The sequence below is a fragment of the Methanolobus sp. ZRKC5 genome, assembly GCF_038446525.1.
Classification (GTDB): domain Archaea; phylum Halobacteriota; class Methanosarcinia; order Methanosarcinales; family Methanosarcinaceae; genus Methanolobus.
Genome location: NZ_CP151792.1, coordinates 2,164,572 through 2,181,907 on the forward strand (window position 1 = coordinate 2,164,572; position 17,336 = coordinate 2,181,907).

The window sequence follows — 17,336 nt, forward strand, 5'->3', positions numbered from 1 at the left end:
TACGTTAGTTTTTGAGCCATTTATATATCAATAGTATTATGATTGCGATAAAAAGAAATCCACTACTCGCTGCCATTACAACTTTAATTATGTAATCTGGATTATTTAGTGCCATGCTTTGCCAAGTCATAATTTGCAGATGGTTGTATACTTTTTTAAGGGAATCGTGTCTTTAACCTAAACTGCCAAGTAAAGGAAATGAGTGTCGTGTGGTGCAAAATCTTAGGCCATAAATGGATTAAGCAACCTAATAATGATGATGCATATTATAGATGTGTAAGATGTGGAAAAGGGATTTTATAGAGCCATGGAAGTCCTGAACTGTTAAGTTATGCAATTAGTAACACTTTTGCGATTTCCAAGGACATACTGCAAAAGTGCTATTTTCCTTTTATACTATCTCGGTTTTTGTGTTATCTGTAAGAGGTGCGGAAAAATATTTCCTATTAGTTTGACTAATCGGAAGGTAACTATTCAGCCTGATAAAAACGCTATCAATAACAATCTTGACAAAAAGTTGAAACGTAAATTTCATTAGGATCATTTATTTTGATTGTTGCTATTGATTGCTTTTTTGATTGTTAGATTGTTAGTGAGCAGACATCTCTATTTCGATGAAATCAGTACCAATAGGCAAATCGTGCCAGGCTGAATAGTTACATCGGAAGCTTAATTCCACCCTGCTAACCGTCTCTTTATTTCCACCTTCTCACCATTCGTGAAAGGTAAGCCCTGGTAATGAAGCATAGATGTCAAACTATCATGTCCCTGACGTAGACAGATTACGTTAATTGGAATCTCTGCAGTGATCATCCAGGACTCTATACTTTTCCTGGTGGTTTTGCTACTCAACCCTAACGAGTTCAGTCCGGATTTATCAGCCCATCTCAAAAGGTTCTCATTCCAGGCAGATCTTGAAGGAGGTTTTTTATTCTTGAAGAAATAGTCCAGGACATTCTCCAGCTGGCCAGGGATGGGATGCACATACCTTTCAAGCTGTTTTCGTTTGGCCTTCTTCTGGGCTTCCTCTGGAAGATGGATTGTCTTGCGGATTTTCCACCACCACTCAGGATGATTGTGCAACCTCTGGACTTCCACGTATCTCATTCCAGACCAGAAGCAGACATCAAAGATAGTTTTAAGATACATCTGAGGGATATTATCCCTTAGTTGATCTATCTCATAAGGTCCTAGGACTCTTACACCATTGACCAGGATAGGTTCTGTTTTTATCATGCTGTTTTATTAAAACAACAAGATTCTATTAATTTTTATGGTTCTAACCGGGGAGATATCTCTGGATCCTGCAGTAAAATCTTGTCGTTATAGGATAAAATAGCAAGGTAAAAGATGATTGTCTGAAGTTTTTAATTCCCATAATAAAGGAAATGGTGCCGTGATTGATTGGGCTAAAGCAAATTATTATGATAAAGATTGTTATCCATATTGTGATAATTTTCCTGTAGAGTCACACCGAAAGTTGCCTAATTTCCACAGTAATAGACAAAAGGCGATGTTTAAAACTGCGCTCTTTCTTCTTCGACAATTTCAGTAGTTCGCTAGTTTTCCCTCCCTATTGCTTTTATCGCAATCATTCTACCTCAAACACTGCACAACTAACTGAATCTTCAACTTTCTTCTAAGCCATTCCTCAACAAACAGGATAAACCTATCAAACCTAAATTTGTCCTCATCAATAGTTATTGGACCTGGTTTTACTATAGTGAAATGCTTTTTCTGAAGGCAGAGCCATGCATTTCTGAGCAGGAACGATATTAACGCAAAGAAGTACCTGAAAGTAACGTTTCTTGTTGACGTTTTTGGTTTTACGATATTTCGCATCCTGTACGATGATTCGATAGCAAACCGTCTTCTGTAGACTGTGCTAACCTTTCTGGGATCCCACTTAATACCATAAACTACAAAACCAAGGTCCTCACATCTATTTTTGCCTCTTTTACCTTTCAGATACTTGACGTCAATAACAATATCTAACCGAACTTTTTTCTTCTGAGCATTCTTCATAACATATTCAGCATATCTCGCCTTTCTCCCGATCAGTAATTGCTTGATCTCTTTTCCCTTTCGTACTACAGGTGTGATATGAGGAATTTCGTTGTTCTGTAAGAATTCAAACACATCAACTGAATAGAACTCTCTATCTAAACAAAGGACTTTGATGTTGAAGTTTAGATACCTGATTATATCTGTGAAATAGGTGAGATAATCGACTTTTGTTTTGTTCTTTTCAACAGGAAGGATAGCGATAGTGTATCTTTCGTTCTTGTTTATGATAGACAGGGAAACATACGAATAAAAAGAGTTTGTTGACTTTTTGGCCTGACTGCGTATCACATAGTTTTCATTGGACGAGTCTATTGTTCCGTAATAAGGATCATTGGTAAAATCAATAGCGAATTCATACTTTTTCTCAGGTCTCAGATTACTTATTGGACCTTGAAGTAGGATACTTTCATTTACCCGGATAAGCTCTTCAAGATTTATTTTTTTAAGATGATGTCTTAAAGATGTTTCACAAGGAATCTCTTGGTAGTGTTTTGATGCGGAATGAACTGAACTATTATCCACTGCCATGCATATGGCAGTGTAAAACAGGTCTTTACGGTCAAGTGAACCATTGATCTTGATGTTGATATGATCAGCAAGAGGTTTTAGAACAGTTTCAATACATTGTTTTGGTCTTAATTCAACTCCAGAATTGGTCCTTGAATTGGATGGTAGAAATGACATAGGGCGGCGTTTTCGCCGCATATAAAACTATCGCAGAGCATTGGTGAGGTTTAGTAGTAAAAATTAGCGAACTACTGAATTTGGCTTCAATCACTATACAAAAGATACTACCTACCGGGATTAAAGTATTGTACTAAAAAGTCATTTTCCAGAAAATATGTAAGAGCCATCACCACAATTCACAAACCCTAATTTTTCCCAGAAACCAATGGCCTTTGGTCTTACTCTGTCAGCAATGATGATGTTAAAATTATTTTTGAATACCTCTATCGTTTTTCTTCCATAGTGATTACCTTCAAACTCCGGAAATATTGTTATTGAGTGAATAGTCAGAACATCATTATTGACACTACCCCGGACCTTTCCCACTCTAATCCCTTTGCGATCGATGTTCAACCAACTGTGTTTAGAGCCTCTAACAGGTGGAAGCAAATTAAATGAAAGGTCATCAGGCATCATTAAACATCCTTTCAATTACTGGCTTCACTGAACTTTGCGATACAATTGTGCGTTAGCAACAACTGGTTCGAAATAGTCCTGAAGCTCAGTTGGTATCTTCTGAGTTTGTTCAGTTGCTAAATAACCCTCATCTAAAGAATCGTAGAACATCTTAAGAACGTCCATCCTCTCCTTTTCGTTGAAATGCAAAAGAACATTCTTACACAAAATAAGATTGAGGCTAGTTCTTATAGGTTTCAGGTCCAGAAGGTCATTTTTGGTGAATTCCACACTTTTTCTGATCTCTTCTGAAATTATGAAATGATCTGGTTCATCTGACGGTGAAAAATATTTGTTGAATAAAGGTTCGGGTATTCTCTGCACCATTTCCCTGGGATATATTCCTTTTTTAATTATATCTCCAAAAAGATTACTATTATCTATATCTGTGGCGTGTATCCTGACATTTCTGAAGATTATACCCATATTCTCTCTCAATATGATTGCCAGGGAATAGGGCTCCGGACCCATGGCACAGCCTGCATCCCATATATGTATGTATCTTCTGCTCCTGAGTTCTGGAATTACATAATCTTTTACCATTTCTAGTGTTTGCATATCCCTGAAAAAGTAAGTAAAAGCCATGATTTCATCTCCTATAAATAAACATAATATATCGGCTCTGTAGAAAACCTAATTAAATCGACATCAATCGAGCAAAAACCTGTCGTTATAGAATAAAATAACACTCCTTTCTTGGAAGCTTTTGTTAAGATTATACGTGTGTGCTTGTTTAGACTGTCTTCAATAATCAACACATGTATCATGATCCCCATTATTATATACCGTTTTTTATAATTCACTCATTCATCACATTTTTGATTCGGAATACTAAATGTAAAAGTACTTCCTTTTCCTTCTTCACTTTCCACCTTAATCTTTCCACCGTGCATTTTCACAAATTCATTTGCAAGTGTGATTCCCACACCTATACCCCTGTATTTTCTTTTATTCGATGCATCAAGCTGTTTAAAAAGAGTAAATATCTCTTCTTGTTTATTTTTAGGAATTCCAATTCCTGTATCTGAAACTGATACTTGAAAAACATTACCAATCTGTTCGGTAACAACTGAGACATTGCCATTATCGGGAGTAAACTTTATGGCATTGCTGAGTAATTTACACATGATTTGTTTGAACTTTGACCTATCAGCAAATATTACCCCATCATGTATCTTTATATTAAGATTAATGTTTTTCTCGATTGCCCGTGGAAACATCAATGTTTGGATTTCATCAAATATTTCCAGAATGAGCAATTCTTCACAGTCAAGTTCCATTTTGCCGGCTTCAACTTGTGATATATCCAAAAGATCATCAATCAGTTTGCAAAGCTGGTTGCCACTTTTGTTGATGTAGTTGACAAATTCAAGCTGCTTTTCGCTCAATCCGTCGGACATCTCCATGCTCAATAAATCTGAAAAACCGATTACGGCTGTAAGAGGAGTATGCAGTTCATGGCTCATATTTGCTAAGAACTCTGATTTAGTGCGAATTGCTTCATCAACAAAGATTTTGGCTTGAACAATAGCCATTTCAGCCTCCCTGCGCTCGGTGATGTTGGTCAAATTCCATATAAGTCCAATAATTTCACCGGAGTGACTCGTGTAAGGAACGGAATTCACTATGCAGGAGATTTCTAATCCATCATCCAATTTTTTATCTATCGTATATTCATATTTGTACTGCGGCTTGCCTTTGATAACCAGAGCCATAGGGCAGTTGGGTGTACGGCAGAAAGGCCCCTTACATATGTCGTAGCACTTCTTGCCTATCAAATTTTCCATTTCCATGTGGATGTAATCACAAAATATGTCGTTAACCATAAGTATGTTGTAATCTTTGTCACACATGCACAATGGCGCAGTAGCATTGAATATCTGCTTGAAATCAGCGCGTGCTTCGCGAAGCGCTTTCTCTAAACTATCCTGCGTGGAAATGTCTCTGAATTCTGCAACCCTTACTTTATTTCCCATGTATGTCATCTGTTTTGCTCCTACTATGAGTGGATGTTCTGTGCCATTTTTGTGAAGTCCATTTACTTTATAAGATTTTTCATAACCGGAGCGTATGTTTTGTATTACTATATTACGGTACTCTTCTGCTATCAGCAACATTACATCCATTCCGATTAATTCTTCAATCGTATACCCCGATATTTTGGAAAGAGCTTGATTGCAGTCCACAATAATTCCCTTGTCGTGAATAACAATTCCGTTCGAAAATGCAATATTGAATGCTTTAAATCGATCATCTTTCTCTTTCAGCATCTTTACCATCTGCTGGCGAAGAATTGTTTCACCAATAGCATCAGCTACAACCCTGAGAAGATCGATATCCTTCTTAAACCATTGCCGAACTTCTACACAATCATCAAACCCTATAAAACCCCAAAGAGATGACCCACAGAAAATTGGCAGGATCATGGTCGAAAGAATACTCTGCTCTGCCAAAATCATTCTATCTTGATCATCGAGCTCCGATGTAGCATGTGCATAATGCTGTCTTGACTGTAAAGTAGGAAGAAGTGTTGTCAATCCGTGACTATAAGGTAGATGTTTCAGAACAGGGTTATCTATTTGCGGCATGATTCCTTCAGTAACGACTTCACATATCTGTGACATGCAAATACCCAATCTATTGTCTTCTTCGTTTTGAAAAATATACGACCTGCTATTCCCCATAGCATGATGCATTATCTCCAGAAGCTCGGGGAAAATTGCATCTATGTTCGTGGACTCAAGTAAAATACGCATACATTGTATTGTCGTTAGCTCATACTCTTCCCTTCTTATTTTAGCACACTGATGATCGGTGGTATTGTGACTAATACTCCCCAATGCAACATGATTCCCAACTTCACCACAAATCGGGTAATTTCTTTGTAGCATATTTATCAACTCATTTTGAATAAGTAAATATGTAAATAGCAAATGATTTTTTGAACAATTTCGATGTCATACCAAGTTTAAATACTAAAAAAAAGGCTCTGTAGAAATCTTCAATATCGGATACTAATTCAATGAAATATACTATGGGATGCGTTATTCAACATTGAAATCTAATCTCAGTTTCAATCTACACATGTTGATTTTGATAAGTCTTCGACATCGTCACAAAAAATAAGATTATGCAGGAACTGATCCCGCATTTTCTAAATGACTAATTTGTACTTTTTGTTCTTCAGTGAATACTTTATTAATGTCAAGCAATATTAACAATCTTTCATCGAGTTTGCCAACACCATCTATGTATTTTTCACTAATCATTGATGTGATTATTTCCGGTGCAGGTTCGATGTTCGCAGTAGAAATCCTCAACACTTCAGTCACAGCATCTACTACTATCCCGGTGACGATATCTCCAATTTCTACAACTACTACACGAGATTGATTATTGATTTCTTCATGTGAAAGATTGAATCTGGTTGCAAGATTAATTACCGGAAGTACATTACTTCGGAGATTTATGATACCTTCTACATAATCAGGTGCCCGAGGGATTTTGATAATATTTGGTATTCGAATAATTTCCTTGACATTTGATATAGGTATACCATATTCTTCTTTTGAAAGTTGACAAATAACAAGTTGAAGCAGCTCTCCTGTAGAGCTGCCGCCATTTATTGTTGATTCTGACATTTAGAAACCTCATTCAATTATACAAGTAATTTATTCAAATCACCGAAATAAACATCCTCGTTTTCATTACCCTGCTTTCTTTTTATGTCATTTCCTCCTTCTTGATCAAGTTTGAATTTAACAACTACAGATTGCATATCGGCTGCAACACGCGATAATTCTTGCGAAGACGTTGCAAGCTCCTGCATTGCTGCGGTCTGTTCTTCCACTGTTGCTGAAGCCTCCTGAGTTCCTGCTGCCGATTGCTCGGAGATTGAAGATACTTCTTCGACAGATGAAGTAACCTCTTCAATGGAAGCTGACTGCTCTTCAGCTGCCGCAGCAATATCCTGGACCATTTTCACAACCTCACTATTAGCTTCTACAACTTTATTGATTGAATCGACTGCTTCTTCCAAGGATTTAGCACCAATTGCAACATCTCCTGTAGCTTGATCCATGGAGGTAACTGCGTTATTCGTGCCTGCCTGCATTGTATGTATGAGTCCAGCAATCTGTTTAGCAGCATTGCCAGAATCCTCTGCAAGCTTTCTCACCTCATCTGCAACGACTGCAAATCCACGTCCGTGTTCACCTGCACGGGCAGCTTCAATTGCTGCATTCAGTGCAAGAAGGTTGGTCTGGTCTGCAATGTTTGTAATCAGATTCACAATTTCACCAATCTGACTAGATTTTTCAGCCAAGTCATTAATATGTTGAGCAGAATCACCAGCTGCATTTTTTATATTATCCATTTTAAGCGTAAGATCCTGAGTAACATCACTCAAGTCTCGAACAACATCATTGGAATTGATTGCGTTTTCTGCAGTTTTTTGTGAATTGGTTGCAACTTCCTGGACCGACAGTGTCATATCAATCATTGCTTTTGAAACCTCTTCCGTCTTGGAAGATTGCATCTGGGCACCTTTAGCGATCTCATTTATAGTAGTAGTTATCTGGTCAGCCGATGATGTTATTTCTTCAGATGAAACTGACATCTCCTCTGCAGTCGCAGCAATATTATCTGCATCATTGCGAACAATTGAAACGATTTCATTCAAAGAATAGCGACAGTTCTCTATACCATCAGTAAGCTCTTTGAACTCACCAACACCTTCAATCTCCACATGACGAGTTAAGTCGTTGTTAGAGAGGGAGGAAAGTACTGCATTTGAATCGGCAATCATTGCCTGTAGTTCTTGACCAAAATTATCAAGAACATTTGAAAGTTTCTTAAAATCACCACGTGTTTCAAAGTTAACTCTGGTATCAAGATGTCCTGAAGCATAAGCTTCAATTATTCTTGATGCTTCTTCAATAGGTGTTACAATAGCATCAAGACAACCATTAATGCCTTCAACTATCCTTCTGAAATCACCAGCATGCTTATTGGCATCTGCTCTTGTGTCAAGTTTCCCATCTATACCAGCTTGGGCGAGTGATAAAGAATCATCAACAAGCGAATTTACTGCATCAATACATTGATTCAGGTTGTTCTTGATTTCGTTGAAATCACCCTTGTATTCATCATTTATCTTTTCAGGAACATCACCTTTGGAGATGCGATCAATGTATTCGGCAGCGACATTTAAAGGTCCTATAACTGCATCAAGACAACCATTAACGCCTTCAACTATCCTTCTGAAATCACCAGCATGCTTATTGGCATCTGCTCTTGTGTCAAGTTTCCCATCTATACCAGCTTGGGCGAGTGATAAAGAATCATCAACAAGCGAATTTACTGCATCAATACATTGATTCAGGTTGTTCTTGATTTCGTTGAAATCACCCTTGTATTCATCATTTATCTTTTCAGGAACATCACCTTTGGAGATGCGATCAATGTATTCGGCAGCGACATTTAAAGGTCCTATAACTGCATCAAGACAACCATTAACGCCTTCAACTATCCTTCTGAAATCACCAGCATGCTTATTGGCATCTGCTCTTGTGTCAAGTTTCCCATCTATACCAGCTTGGGCGAGTGATAAAGAATCATCAACAAGCGAATTTACTGCATCAATACATTGATTCAGGTTGTTCTTGATTTCGTTGAAATCACCCTTGTATTCATCATTTATCTTTTCAGGAACATCACCTTTGGAGATGCGATCAATGTATTCGGCAGCGACATTTAAAGGTCCTATAACTGCATCAAGACAACCATTAACGCCTTCAACTATCCTTCTGAAATCACCAGCATGCTTATTGGCATCTGCTCTTGTGTCAAGTTTCCCATCTATACCAGCTTGGGCGAGTGATAAAGAATCATCAACAAGCGAATTTACTGCATCAATACATTGATTCAGGTTGTTCTTGATTTCGTTGAAATCACCCTTGTATTCATCATTTATCTTTTCAGGAACATCACCTTTGGAGATGCGATCAATGTATTCGGCAGCGACATTTAAAGGTCCTATAACTGCATCAAGACAACCATTAACGCCTTCAACTATCCTTCTGAAATCACCAGCATGCTTATTGGCATCTGCTCTTGTGTCAAGTTTCCCATCTATACCAGCTTGGGCGAGTGATAAAGAATCATCAACAAGCGAATTTACTGCATCAATACATTGATTCAGGTTGTTCTTGATCTCGTTGAAATCACCCTTGTATTCATCATTTATCTTTTCAGGAACATCACCTTTGGAGATGCGATCAATGTATTCGGCAGCGACATTTAAAGGTCCTATAACTGCATCAAGTGTATTGTTGATGCCGCCGGTTATCTGACTCCAACCTCCTTCAAATTTAGATGTATCACTGCGACTATCAAGTTTCCCATTTATGGCTGCAGAAGTTAGTTTGGCAGTTTCATCTAATAAATCATGCACAACATCAATACATTGATTAATATTTATTTTTACTTTACTAAATTCCCCGTTATAGTCATCAGTTATTTTTTCTAAATTCCTTCCATGTGCTACATCATCAACGAATTGTACAGTTACATTGAGCGGGGTAACGACAGCATCAAGTAGTTCATTGATTTTCTGAACAAGTTCTTGATCATCACCTGTGAAATTTTCAGGATTTACACGGCTATCAAGTTTGCCATCTATTATCTTTTGTGTTAGGTTGAGTAATTCTGTGTTTATCACAGAACCTTTTAACTCATTTTCTGTATCTGCAAAAATATGATCCAACATCGCATTTATAGCAGTTACAACTTCTTTATTTGTTCCTGTGAACTTGCTACTTACTCTGGAGCTAATACTTCCATTTTTAACAGCATTAGCTACGTTAATTATCTCTTCTTTCAATTTGTTATTACAACTAAACAAACCATTCATTTTATCACTTCTTTATTATTTAGCAATGTATAATCAAATAAACAATACATAGCCACAAATATATATACATATCTAATTATTTTTTTGAAGTAGATATTAATTTTTGTTTGACTGCAAAAATAAAAAAACATGTTACAATATAAAACGAAGTTAAAAGATAATATGAAGTGAAAATACAAACAAAAAGTAATTTATTCTATAAGAATGACATAAAAAAGGTGGCTCTGTAGAAAACCTATTGAAATTAGCATTTGTTGATTCAAGTTGACAAATTATGTCAGTAATAATCAGTACATTTTTATTAATTATGTATTATTGTTTGCCCCATAATTCAGAGGATTTCTACAAAACCTAAAAAATCCAGATTTCAAAACAATAGTGTAGTACTAGAAGATAGGAGTGGTTAATTGCATTTAATTTTGTATGAGGTAGTATGCTTTTCGAAAAGAAGAAGAGATTTGCTTTTACTTCTTAATGAAGGGGAAAAAGATATTGATGAAATAAAGAGAGTTATGGCTGTAACTTCAACTTCAATTTTACCGCAAATTAAAATAATGAAAAAAGCCGGGCTTATAGATCAGCAAGCCGACAAACATTACGTTTTATCAAAGATAGGTACATTAGTTGTTGCAAAGTTAAAATATTTGTGCGATATATGCTCTCTATTTGATACTGATACACAATACTGGATGAAACATGATTTAAGCTTAATTCCGGAAGAGTTACTTTATAACATTGGCGAAATTTGTGAATGTAGTATACTTCAATCAAATCCAATAAGTCCTTTTGAGCCATGTGAGGAATGCATAGATTGTCTAAATAAATCAAAAGTTATAAATTCGGTACTGATGTTTGTTCACCCTACTTATCCATCTATTTTCGCAAAACATGCACAAAATGGGAGGGAAATCACTTTAATAGTTGGCGAGCAGGTTTTTGATTTCTATAAAAAGAATTATAAAGAGGAATTTGATGCCTTGATCGACGGAAAGAATTCACGTCTTTTTTTAGTCAAAGAAAACAGTAAACCGTTTTTATTTATTAATACTGATGCCTTTATGTCACTAAGCCTGCCAGATGAGGGTGGAGTTTATGATCTTAAACCGATTTGCAGTTATAGCCCAAGATCATTAAAATGGGGTGAAGATCTGTTTAATCATTATCTGCAAATATATGATCTGGAATCCATTTTGACTTTGTAGAAATCCTCAATATTCAGGCGGCAATAAAAGTCGTAACTATTCAGCCTGATAAAAACACTATCAATAGCAATCTTGACAAAAAGTTGAGACCTACATTTTATTAGGATCATTAATTTTGATTGTTGCCATTGATTGCTTTTTTGATTCTTAGGTTGTTAGTGAGCAAACATCTCCGTTTTGATTAAATCAGTATCAATAGGCTAATTGTGGTAGGCTGAATAGTTACGAGAATTCTTGCATCAGACAGGCCTTCAGCGTATAATACGTTCACGAATGAAAAAATAGTATCCTTGTTTTTCTGTGAGTAAGTTGCTTCAATTATTCTCTTTTCAGCAGCTGCAATATCCTTTTTATAATTATATAGTCCCATACTCAATACTTCCTCATTTTCGCATATATTTCAAAGGTATGCTTAGTGAAAGTATTAGGCGTAGAACTGTATTTTTTACGCCGAGGTTGGGATTTGAACCCAAGCACTCCTCCCGGAGAAACCGGTCTCGAGCCGGTCGCGTATGGACTCCGCAGCTATTGCTGACGGATTAGTCCGCTCTGCCACCTCGGCACATGGCACTTTGAGCTTGAAGGTCTTAATCTCTTAAAAAGGTAACGAGGTAATGTTTAGAAGTCAAAGAGGGAACTCTGATTCTTCTTTTGGGTGGCAGGCTCTTCCTCCTTTATGTTCTGTGGAATTTCTATATGGCCGTACTGGCCACCGCCACCGGGGTGGATTATCAGTTTCTTTTCTCTGAAGGCAAGTATTGCATTTGCCACACGTTTATCCAGAAAATCCATTTCGCTGACCTCTGCTTTCAGGAGAACATTCAATTCATTATCATATCTTTCCATCAGTCCGTTCCAGGCAGTCTGCACTCCTTTGGTGTTTATGCTTGCATGTCCAATGGCTGTCATTATTATCTCCGAAAGGGGCATCAGGTGTACATAAGGTGGTCTGTGTGGTGGATGCTTTGGTTCATCGAAATTCGCAAGCTCATTTACCCTGTCTTTAACACCTTTTTTGACCAGACCATTGCATTTGGTGCATTTCCAGTTGCTTGCCAGACATTCTTCAAAGCTGTAATGTGTAAAGCATTTGATGCATGCGGATTCATTGTACTTTCCTTCCTGGGGGTAGAATCCTGCATTATAAGTCACTCCATATCCATCTTCTCTCATTATCGCTTTTTGCAGTCCTTCAAAGGAAACTTCAGGGACATTGATCTGGTTGAATTCCCGTGCAAGTTTGTTGGACCAGGGGGAGTGTGCATCTGAGTTTGAAAGGAAAGTCAGCCTGTGAAGCTCTTCTATTTTGTCCGCATAGTCGCTGTCTGCACTCAAGCCAAGTTCAAGAAATGAAATGTAGTCTGTCATATCGCCATAGCAGCTTTCGAGTGAATCGTGGTAAGCATACAATGCGGTCCATGGTGTGAATGCATGGCAGGGACCTATCATTGCATTTATGTCCTTTGCTATCTCGGCAATATCGTGTCCATTTAGCCTGACCGTGGGTCTTCCGTCAGCCATAAGGTTGCAGTGTTTGCTTAATCGCTCGGCAAGCTCTTCAGCTTTTGATATAGATGGTAAAATTAGTAAATGGTGTACACGACTGTTGTCTTCCACTTCAGTAGTGATTATAAAATTAGTTTTTCCGATGGTTATAGTCTCATCATCAATTGCTGCTTTTTTGATTTCTTTTAACCATTCGGGATGTGTGCAGTCCCCGGTTGCAACCAAGTCTACACCTTTTTTCGCCGCTTCTTCCGCCATTACTGGCAGTTCCATTTTATTCGAACAAGCCATCGAATATTTGGAATGAAGGTGAAGGTCAGCATTAATTAACATTTTATTTTAGCCAATATATCTGAGGTCCTCATCATTGACAGTACTCATTTCCGGCATTCCTTTCTGTTGCTGTTCTACTTCCTTAAGCCTTGCAACGATCTTTTCCATTTCCTTGGCACGCTCTTCAAGAGGTCCCACGTCAATGTTGAGCTCGAATATCTTGCAGATGACCTTTAGTAGTGACTGTGCACTTTTCGGATCAACAAGATAACCGGAAGTGAGCCCCATAAGGCATGCTGCATCTATCTTTTCTAATTTGCTCATGCCAAGCAAAAGTCCGGAAGCACCAACAATTCCTCCACCCGGCTCGTTTTCCTTGAAATTCACTCCGTACTCCTTGAGTTCTTCGATCATTTCCGGGTTGTTTACTGCACCGAGTACCTCCTCAGAATAGGTCAGTTGTCCGGTGGGGAATCCTCCAAGTGTGTATATTCTCTGTACTCCGAACTCACGGGCAATGTCAAGGTAAAGTGTACAGAGCTTGTAATGTCCTTCTGTGGAAGAACTCTGGTGATCCCCTATAAGTGCAAGAATGTCATGCTTTTCTGTTTTGCATACATACATCTCATTATTGACCAAGTGGGTCTCACTGTTCTCATCAACAAGAACCTGAGGTGGAAAATGCTGGGAATAGATTTCCAGTATCTTTTCTGCGTTGAGTTCTTCTACCAGGTGCTCCGCAACAAGTTTACCAACATGGCCGACTCCGGGAAGTCCTACGATAAATACCGGATTATTTAGCTGAACGTCTTCTTTGATACGAATTACTTCAATTTCCTGCATAGATCTCCCTCTTTTCTCGCTAATCTACGATATTTGCCATAAGGATCTTTTGGGGAAAATCTTGCAGGTTGTGGCCTAACAGCTTTCAAACCACATGTAGGGCAAATAGTTTCAAGGGTATATCTGCCACATTTCTGACATCTGAAGATTTTTTGTCCCAAAGGTATCTCACGCCTTTACAGTATTATTGTGTCTGTGGAATTCGCCTTTTCCACCAAGCTTTTCAATAGTGCTGATGGCTGCTGTTGCAGACTTCTTCAATACTGCTTCTGCTTTCTTATAGTCAGGAGCTATCACTTTTATGCGATATCTTGGAGCACCTGTATAACTGATCTCAACTCTGACTTCTTCTTCATCGTTCTCATTTCCAGCATCTAGTGCTTGCTTAATGATTTCGATTCCATCAGGGAGATAGCAATTGAGGTCTACAAATCCTGCAATGTCTACAAAAGGCAATTTGATGTTATTCTGAGCGACAGTGACAATGCTTGTAACAAGCTTCTTCTCCATCTTTACTTCGTTAAAAGCATCCTCTGCATTGATGGCTACTTCTTCAAATACGGAGTAAAGGCTGCCAAAGCTTTCCAGTAATTTGAGCTTTAATGTATCCATCTCATCTTCACTGGTACCAGTCTCTTCTGCAACGAACTGAAGCCATTTGAATGCCTTCTGCTCGTTCTTCCAGTCCTGTATCTTTGCACGCTTCTGATGCTCGTTGACATCCTTTAGGGATAGGTCTATGTGACGGCGTGAAGAATCTACATTAAGTACTTTACATACTATTTTCTGTCCTTCACGTACGTAGTCTCTTACATATTTGACCCATCCGGCCTTGATCTCCGATATGTGGATAAATCCTTCCTTTCCACCGAATTCTTCAAGGGAAGTGTATGCACCAAAATCCGTAACGTTTGTTACTGCGCAAACTACAAAATCCCCGCTTTCGGGCCAAATGTTCTCATCCATTATAAATCACTTTTTTTTACTCGAGTACTTCGAGTATGTGTGTTGTGATCGTTGACTTTCCGCCGGTAGGCTCAGCCAGTGTTCTTCCGCATACAAGGCATGTTACCTTGCGGCTTGCACTGCCGAATATTACCTGCTCGTTCTCACAATCATTGCATTTTACGCGTAAGAATCTGCTCTTTGGTTGGTTCATTCTAAATCACTCCGAAAAATCGAATTTCTTTGCTCTGAAACATGGCCTCTGATGTGCTTTATTGCATTCTGAGCATCTGTATCTGAGCCATACTCTCTTTGTTGGTTTGTCTCCACCAGGCACCTTTGAGAATTTACCACTGTTTCCAATTCCAGTCTGGCGTTTCTTCTGTCTCTCGATGTGCGTCAATGATGATGCTTTTCCCTTCTTTACTCTTTCTGCGACATGCTCTGTGTGCTTTTTGCAGGAAGGGCAATGTGTTCTGAATCTCTTTGGAATCTTCATTATCTTCACCTTGATAAGTTAGATATTTTTTATATGATAATTTGTGCCACATTACGTTTTATCAGCCCTTTTACATTCAGGGCAGGTAACACGATAACGTCTTCGGCATGTAATGTGTAATTGCGATTATCCATAGCCTTGAAAGTAGGCAGGTCCTCCAGTATTCGCACAACAACGAATTCCTTATTTATATTACTTTTGCCTATTCCCTCTTTATTGCTTCGGTCATTCTTTGGAATTGTAGCGACCAGCTGGCCATCATCATGCAGGTCAGTTTGCACCTCTTCCATTTCCTGTGAATTGATATTATCTCTTTCTGAGCTTGTCTTCACTCTGCTTTTGATTGCCTGAGGGTCGAGTATTGGTTCGATCAGTTCCTTACGTGATGTATTGATGGCTGTAAGCACAGCATCGTATACTTTTCTCTCTTCAGGAAGCAACTTGCTCATATCCTGGGACGGGGATTTGCTGGAAAATGCATTTGTTGTGGCACTGGTTATTATTTTCCTGATGCGGCGGATAAATATAACTTCTATATCTGTGATCGCACTCTGTAATTCAGTGTCAAGCATCTTTGACTCAACGGAACGTGTATTGTTTACATTGTGTATTTCTTCTTCAAGTTCCTTCACGTACTTTTCCACGTCCGGGAAAAAGCTCGGGTGCAGTGACTTAAGTGCTGAACTGCTTTCTTCCCTGAGCACGTTTTTGAGTTCAGTGTGATCCATGTTCCGCAACACCTCTACACATAAGATATACTGCGGCATATTCAGGTACTTCCTGTATGCCTTCCTCAACCATGAGGTCCTTTCCTTTCATTTGCACAGCAAACGGTTTAATCACTTTTATTTTTACCGACTTGTCGCTGAATACAACAGCATCATTTAATGGCTCGAATTCTTCAAGTTCCTCTATCTTAAGAGCTGTGACCTTCATCCCGGATTTTCCGTGCAGTGAACCTGGAAGGCGTATAAGACGCTTAATGTCTGCGGTGACTGGCTCATCAACACATGCGGCCATCTGGAAAACCCCCTGCTTCACAATCGTTTCCAGAATTTCTTTCTTGATTCCTCCAAGTGCATCCATCTTGCCTTTTCGAAGTGACATCACTCGCGATTCATCCTGGAATATCTCTACAAGATTCTCTGCGGTCTTTTTCCCAATGCCTTTGAATCCTGTCAGTATCTTAATAGCATTCTCATCTTTGGCCAGGGATGAAAGATATGATATAAGGTATCGGTTGATCCTTCCTCCCCATCCTCCTTCTTCTTCTGAAGGAAGCACTGCCATTTTAGCAGATTCAGTCCCGGCATCCCCTGTAATCTCTCTTTTGGAGAATATCCTTTCCAGGTTGAGGCCCTTGGAGCTGACATAATCAACAATTTCTCTTCTTTCTGGACTTCCCAGTGAAAGCACAGATTCTTCGCTGATGTGGAAGTGGTATCCTCTTCCTCCGGAAAACACTGCATGTACTTCATTTTCGCTGAATCCAAAATCTCCCATGAGGAACTCAAGGAGTTTCAATGTTTCTCTCTTTCCTTTTTCAAGCATGTCAGCATATGAGTTTATGTCCCCGGGCAGGTGGTCTGAGTCAATATCGAATATAAGATCTGCTTTTTGCCAGTTCTTCTCTTTCATCTTTGGGGCACCAGGATATTCGTAGTATGCCACGGAATAGTATGCATGTGCAGGACCTATGCCTCTGAGGTAATCATGCAGCTCACCCTCTGATCCAAAGGCACGGTGTCTTTTCATGAAAGTATCCTGACCGCTGGTAAACTCGATAAATCCCCATTCACGGGATGTAAACTCAGGTGGCAGTCTTATTTCTGCCTGGGAATAGTAATTCTGGAATGCAGATACTAAAAATCGTCTTGTACTCTCATTCATCTAATGCCTGTGTCTC

The 17,336-nt window shown here is 38.6% G+C and carries 16 protein-coding genes and 1 tRNA gene; 1 reads left to right on the forward strand and 16 read right to left on the reverse strand.

The window, feature by feature from the left end; genetic code table 11:
- Positions 1–669: 669 nt before the first annotated feature.
- From WN948_RS10680 to WN948_RS10710, 7 genes are all read right to left on the reverse strand, one after another.
- Positions 670–1,236: a tyrosine-type recombinase/integrase gene (locus WN948_RS10680; protein WP_342304189.1), complete on the reverse strand. Its 567-nt coding sequence runs from the start codon at positions 1,234–1,236 to the stop codon at positions 670–672.
- A 360-nt stretch (positions 1,237–1,596) separates the two neighbouring features.
- Positions 1,597–2,751, reverse strand: coding sequence for an ISH3 family transposase (locus WN948_RS10685; RefSeq protein WP_342304190.1), 1,155 nt, complete (start codon positions 2,749–2,751; stop codon positions 1,597–1,599).
- 141 nt (positions 2,752–2,892) lie between these two features.
- Complete coding sequence (locus WN948_RS10690; protein WP_342304191.1) at positions 2,893–3,225, reverse strand: hypothetical protein; 333 nt, start codon at positions 3,223–3,225, stop codon at positions 2,893–2,895.
- A gap of 9 nt (positions 3,226–3,234) precedes the next feature.
- Complete coding sequence (locus tag WN948_RS10695; RefSeq protein ID WP_342304192.1) at positions 3,235–3,834, reverse strand: CheR family methyltransferase; 600 nt, start codon at positions 3,832–3,834, stop codon at positions 3,235–3,237.
- Between the two features lie 218 nt (positions 3,835–4,052).
- On the reverse strand, positions 4,053–6,140 hold the full coding sequence (locus WN948_RS10700; RefSeq protein WP_342304193.1) for an ATP-binding protein: 2,088 nt from the start codon (positions 6,138–6,140) through the stop codon (positions 4,053–4,055).
- Between the two features lie 237 nt (positions 6,141–6,377).
- Positions 6,378–6,890 carry a chemotaxis protein CheW gene (locus WN948_RS10705; protein WP_342304194.1) on the reverse strand — a complete coding sequence of 171 codons (513 nt, stop codon included), beginning with the start codon at positions 6,888–6,890 and terminating at the stop codon, positions 6,378–6,380.
- Positions 6,891–6,907: 17 nt separating this feature from the next.
- Positions 6,908–10,162, reverse strand: a complete 3,255-nt coding sequence (locus tag WN948_RS10710; RefSeq protein WP_342304195.1) for a methyl-accepting chemotaxis protein — start codon at positions 10,160–10,162, stop codon at positions 6,908–6,910.
- A gap of 458 nt (positions 10,163–10,620) precedes the next feature.
- On the opposite strand from WN948_RS10710, the gene WN948_RS10715 reads away from it, so the two are divergent.
- Complete coding sequence (locus WN948_RS10715) at positions 10,621–11,364, forward strand: winged helix-turn-helix domain-containing protein (protein WP_342304196.1); 744 nt, start codon at positions 10,621–10,623, stop codon at positions 11,362–11,364.
- 448 nt (positions 11,365–11,812) lie between these two features.
- Here WN948_RS10715 and WN948_RS10720 read toward each other — a convergent pair.
- From WN948_RS10720 to priS, 9 genes are all read right to left on the reverse strand, one after another.
- Positions 11,813–11,926, reverse strand: a tRNA-Ser gene (locus tag WN948_RS10720).
- 56 nt (positions 11,927–11,982) lie between these two features.
- Entirely contained in the window at positions 11,983–13,203 is a 1,221-nt protein-coding gene (locus WN948_RS10725; protein ID WP_342304197.1) for a TIGR00375 family protein, read from the reverse strand.
- 6 nt (positions 13,204–13,209) lie between these two features.
- Positions 13,210–13,986, reverse strand: a complete 777-nt coding sequence (locus WN948_RS10730; RefSeq protein ID WP_342304198.1) for a proteasome assembly chaperone family protein — start codon at positions 13,984–13,986, stop codon at positions 13,210–13,212.
- On the reverse strand, positions 13,968–14,147 hold the full coding sequence (locus tag WN948_RS10735) for an RNA-protein complex protein Nop10 (protein ID WP_342304199.1): 180 nt from the start codon (positions 14,145–14,147) through the stop codon (positions 13,968–13,970). Before WN948_RS10735 ends, WN948_RS10730 begins: the two co-directional genes overlap by 19 nt.
- A gap of 7 nt (positions 14,148–14,154) precedes the next feature.
- Positions 14,155–14,952 (reverse strand): translation initiation factor IF-2 subunit alpha, encoded by a 798-nt coding sequence (locus WN948_RS10740; protein WP_342304200.1) that lies wholly within the window; start codon positions 14,950–14,952, stop codon positions 14,155–14,157.
- 16 nt (positions 14,953–14,968) lie between these two features.
- A complete protein-coding gene (locus tag WN948_RS10745; RefSeq protein ID WP_342304201.1) occupies positions 14,969–15,145 on the reverse strand; it encodes a 30S ribosomal protein S27e in 177 nt (58 codons plus the stop codon).
- 6 nt (positions 15,146–15,151) lie between these two features.
- Positions 15,152–15,430, reverse strand: a complete 279-nt coding sequence (locus WN948_RS10750; RefSeq protein WP_342304202.1) for a 50S ribosomal protein L44e — start codon at positions 15,428–15,430, stop codon at positions 15,152–15,154.
- A gap of 29 nt (positions 15,431–15,459) precedes the next feature.
- On the reverse strand, positions 15,460–16,158 hold the full coding sequence (locus WN948_RS10755; protein ID WP_342304204.1) for a hypothetical protein: 699 nt from the start codon (positions 16,156–16,158) through the stop codon (positions 15,460–15,462).
- Positions 16,145–17,320 (reverse strand): DNA primase catalytic subunit PriS, encoded by a 1,176-nt coding sequence (gene priS, locus WN948_RS10760; protein ID WP_342304205.1) that lies wholly within the window; start codon positions 17,318–17,320, stop codon positions 16,145–16,147. Before priS ends, WN948_RS10755 begins: the two co-directional genes overlap by 14 nt.
- Between the last annotated feature and the right edge of the window lie 16 nt (positions 17,321–17,336).

Bases quoted from the DNA above. Each gene is read 5' to 3' on its own strand.
- WN948_RS10710 (WP_342304195.1), bottom strand. From the start codon at position 10,162: ATGAATGGTTTGTTTAGTTGTAATAACAAATTGAAAGAAGAGATAATT.
- WN948_RS10740 (WP_342304200.1), bottom strand. From the start codon at position 14,952: ATGGATGAGAACATTTGGCCCGAAAGCGGGGATTTTGTAGTTTGCGCA.
- WN948_RS10705 (WP_342304194.1), bottom strand. From the start codon at position 6,890: ATGTCAGAATCAACAATAAATGGCGGCAGCTCTACAGGAGAGCTGCTT.
- WN948_RS10755 (WP_342304204.1), bottom strand. From the start codon at position 16,158: ATGGATCACACTGAACTCAAAAACGTGCTCAGGGAAGAAAGCAGTTCA.
- WN948_RS10700 (WP_342304193.1), bottom strand. From the start codon at position 6,140: ATGCTACAAAGAAATTACCCGATTTGTGGTGAAGTTGGGAATCATGTT.
- WN948_RS10725 (WP_342304197.1), bottom strand. From the start codon at position 13,203: ATGTTAATTAATGCTGACCTTCACCTTCATTCCAAATATTCGATGGCT.
- WN948_RS10680 (WP_342304189.1), bottom strand. From the start codon at position 1,236: ATGATAAAAACAGAACCTATCCTGGTCAATGGTGTAAGAGTCCTAGGA.
- WN948_RS10730 (WP_342304198.1), bottom strand. From the start codon at position 13,986: ATGCAGGAAATTGAAGTAATTCGTATCAAAGAAGACGTTCAGCTAAAT.
- priS (WP_342304205.1), bottom strand. From the start codon at position 17,320: ATGAATGAGAGTACAAGACGATTTTTAGTATCTGCATTCCAGAATTAC.
- WN948_RS10685 (WP_342304190.1), bottom strand. From the start codon at position 2,751: ATGTCATTTCTACCATCCAATTCAAGGACCAATTCTGGAGTTGAATTA.
- WN948_RS10695 (WP_342304192.1), bottom strand. From the start codon at position 3,834: ATGGCTTTTACTTACTTTTTCAGGGATATGCAAACACTAGAAATGGTA.
- WN948_RS10750 (WP_342304202.1), bottom strand. From the start codon at position 15,430: ATGAAGATTCCAAAGAGATTCAGAACACATTGCCCTTCCTGCAAAAAG.
- WN948_RS10745 (WP_342304201.1), bottom strand. From the start codon at position 15,145: ATGAACCAACCAAAGAGCAGATTCTTACGCGTAAAATGCAATGATTGT.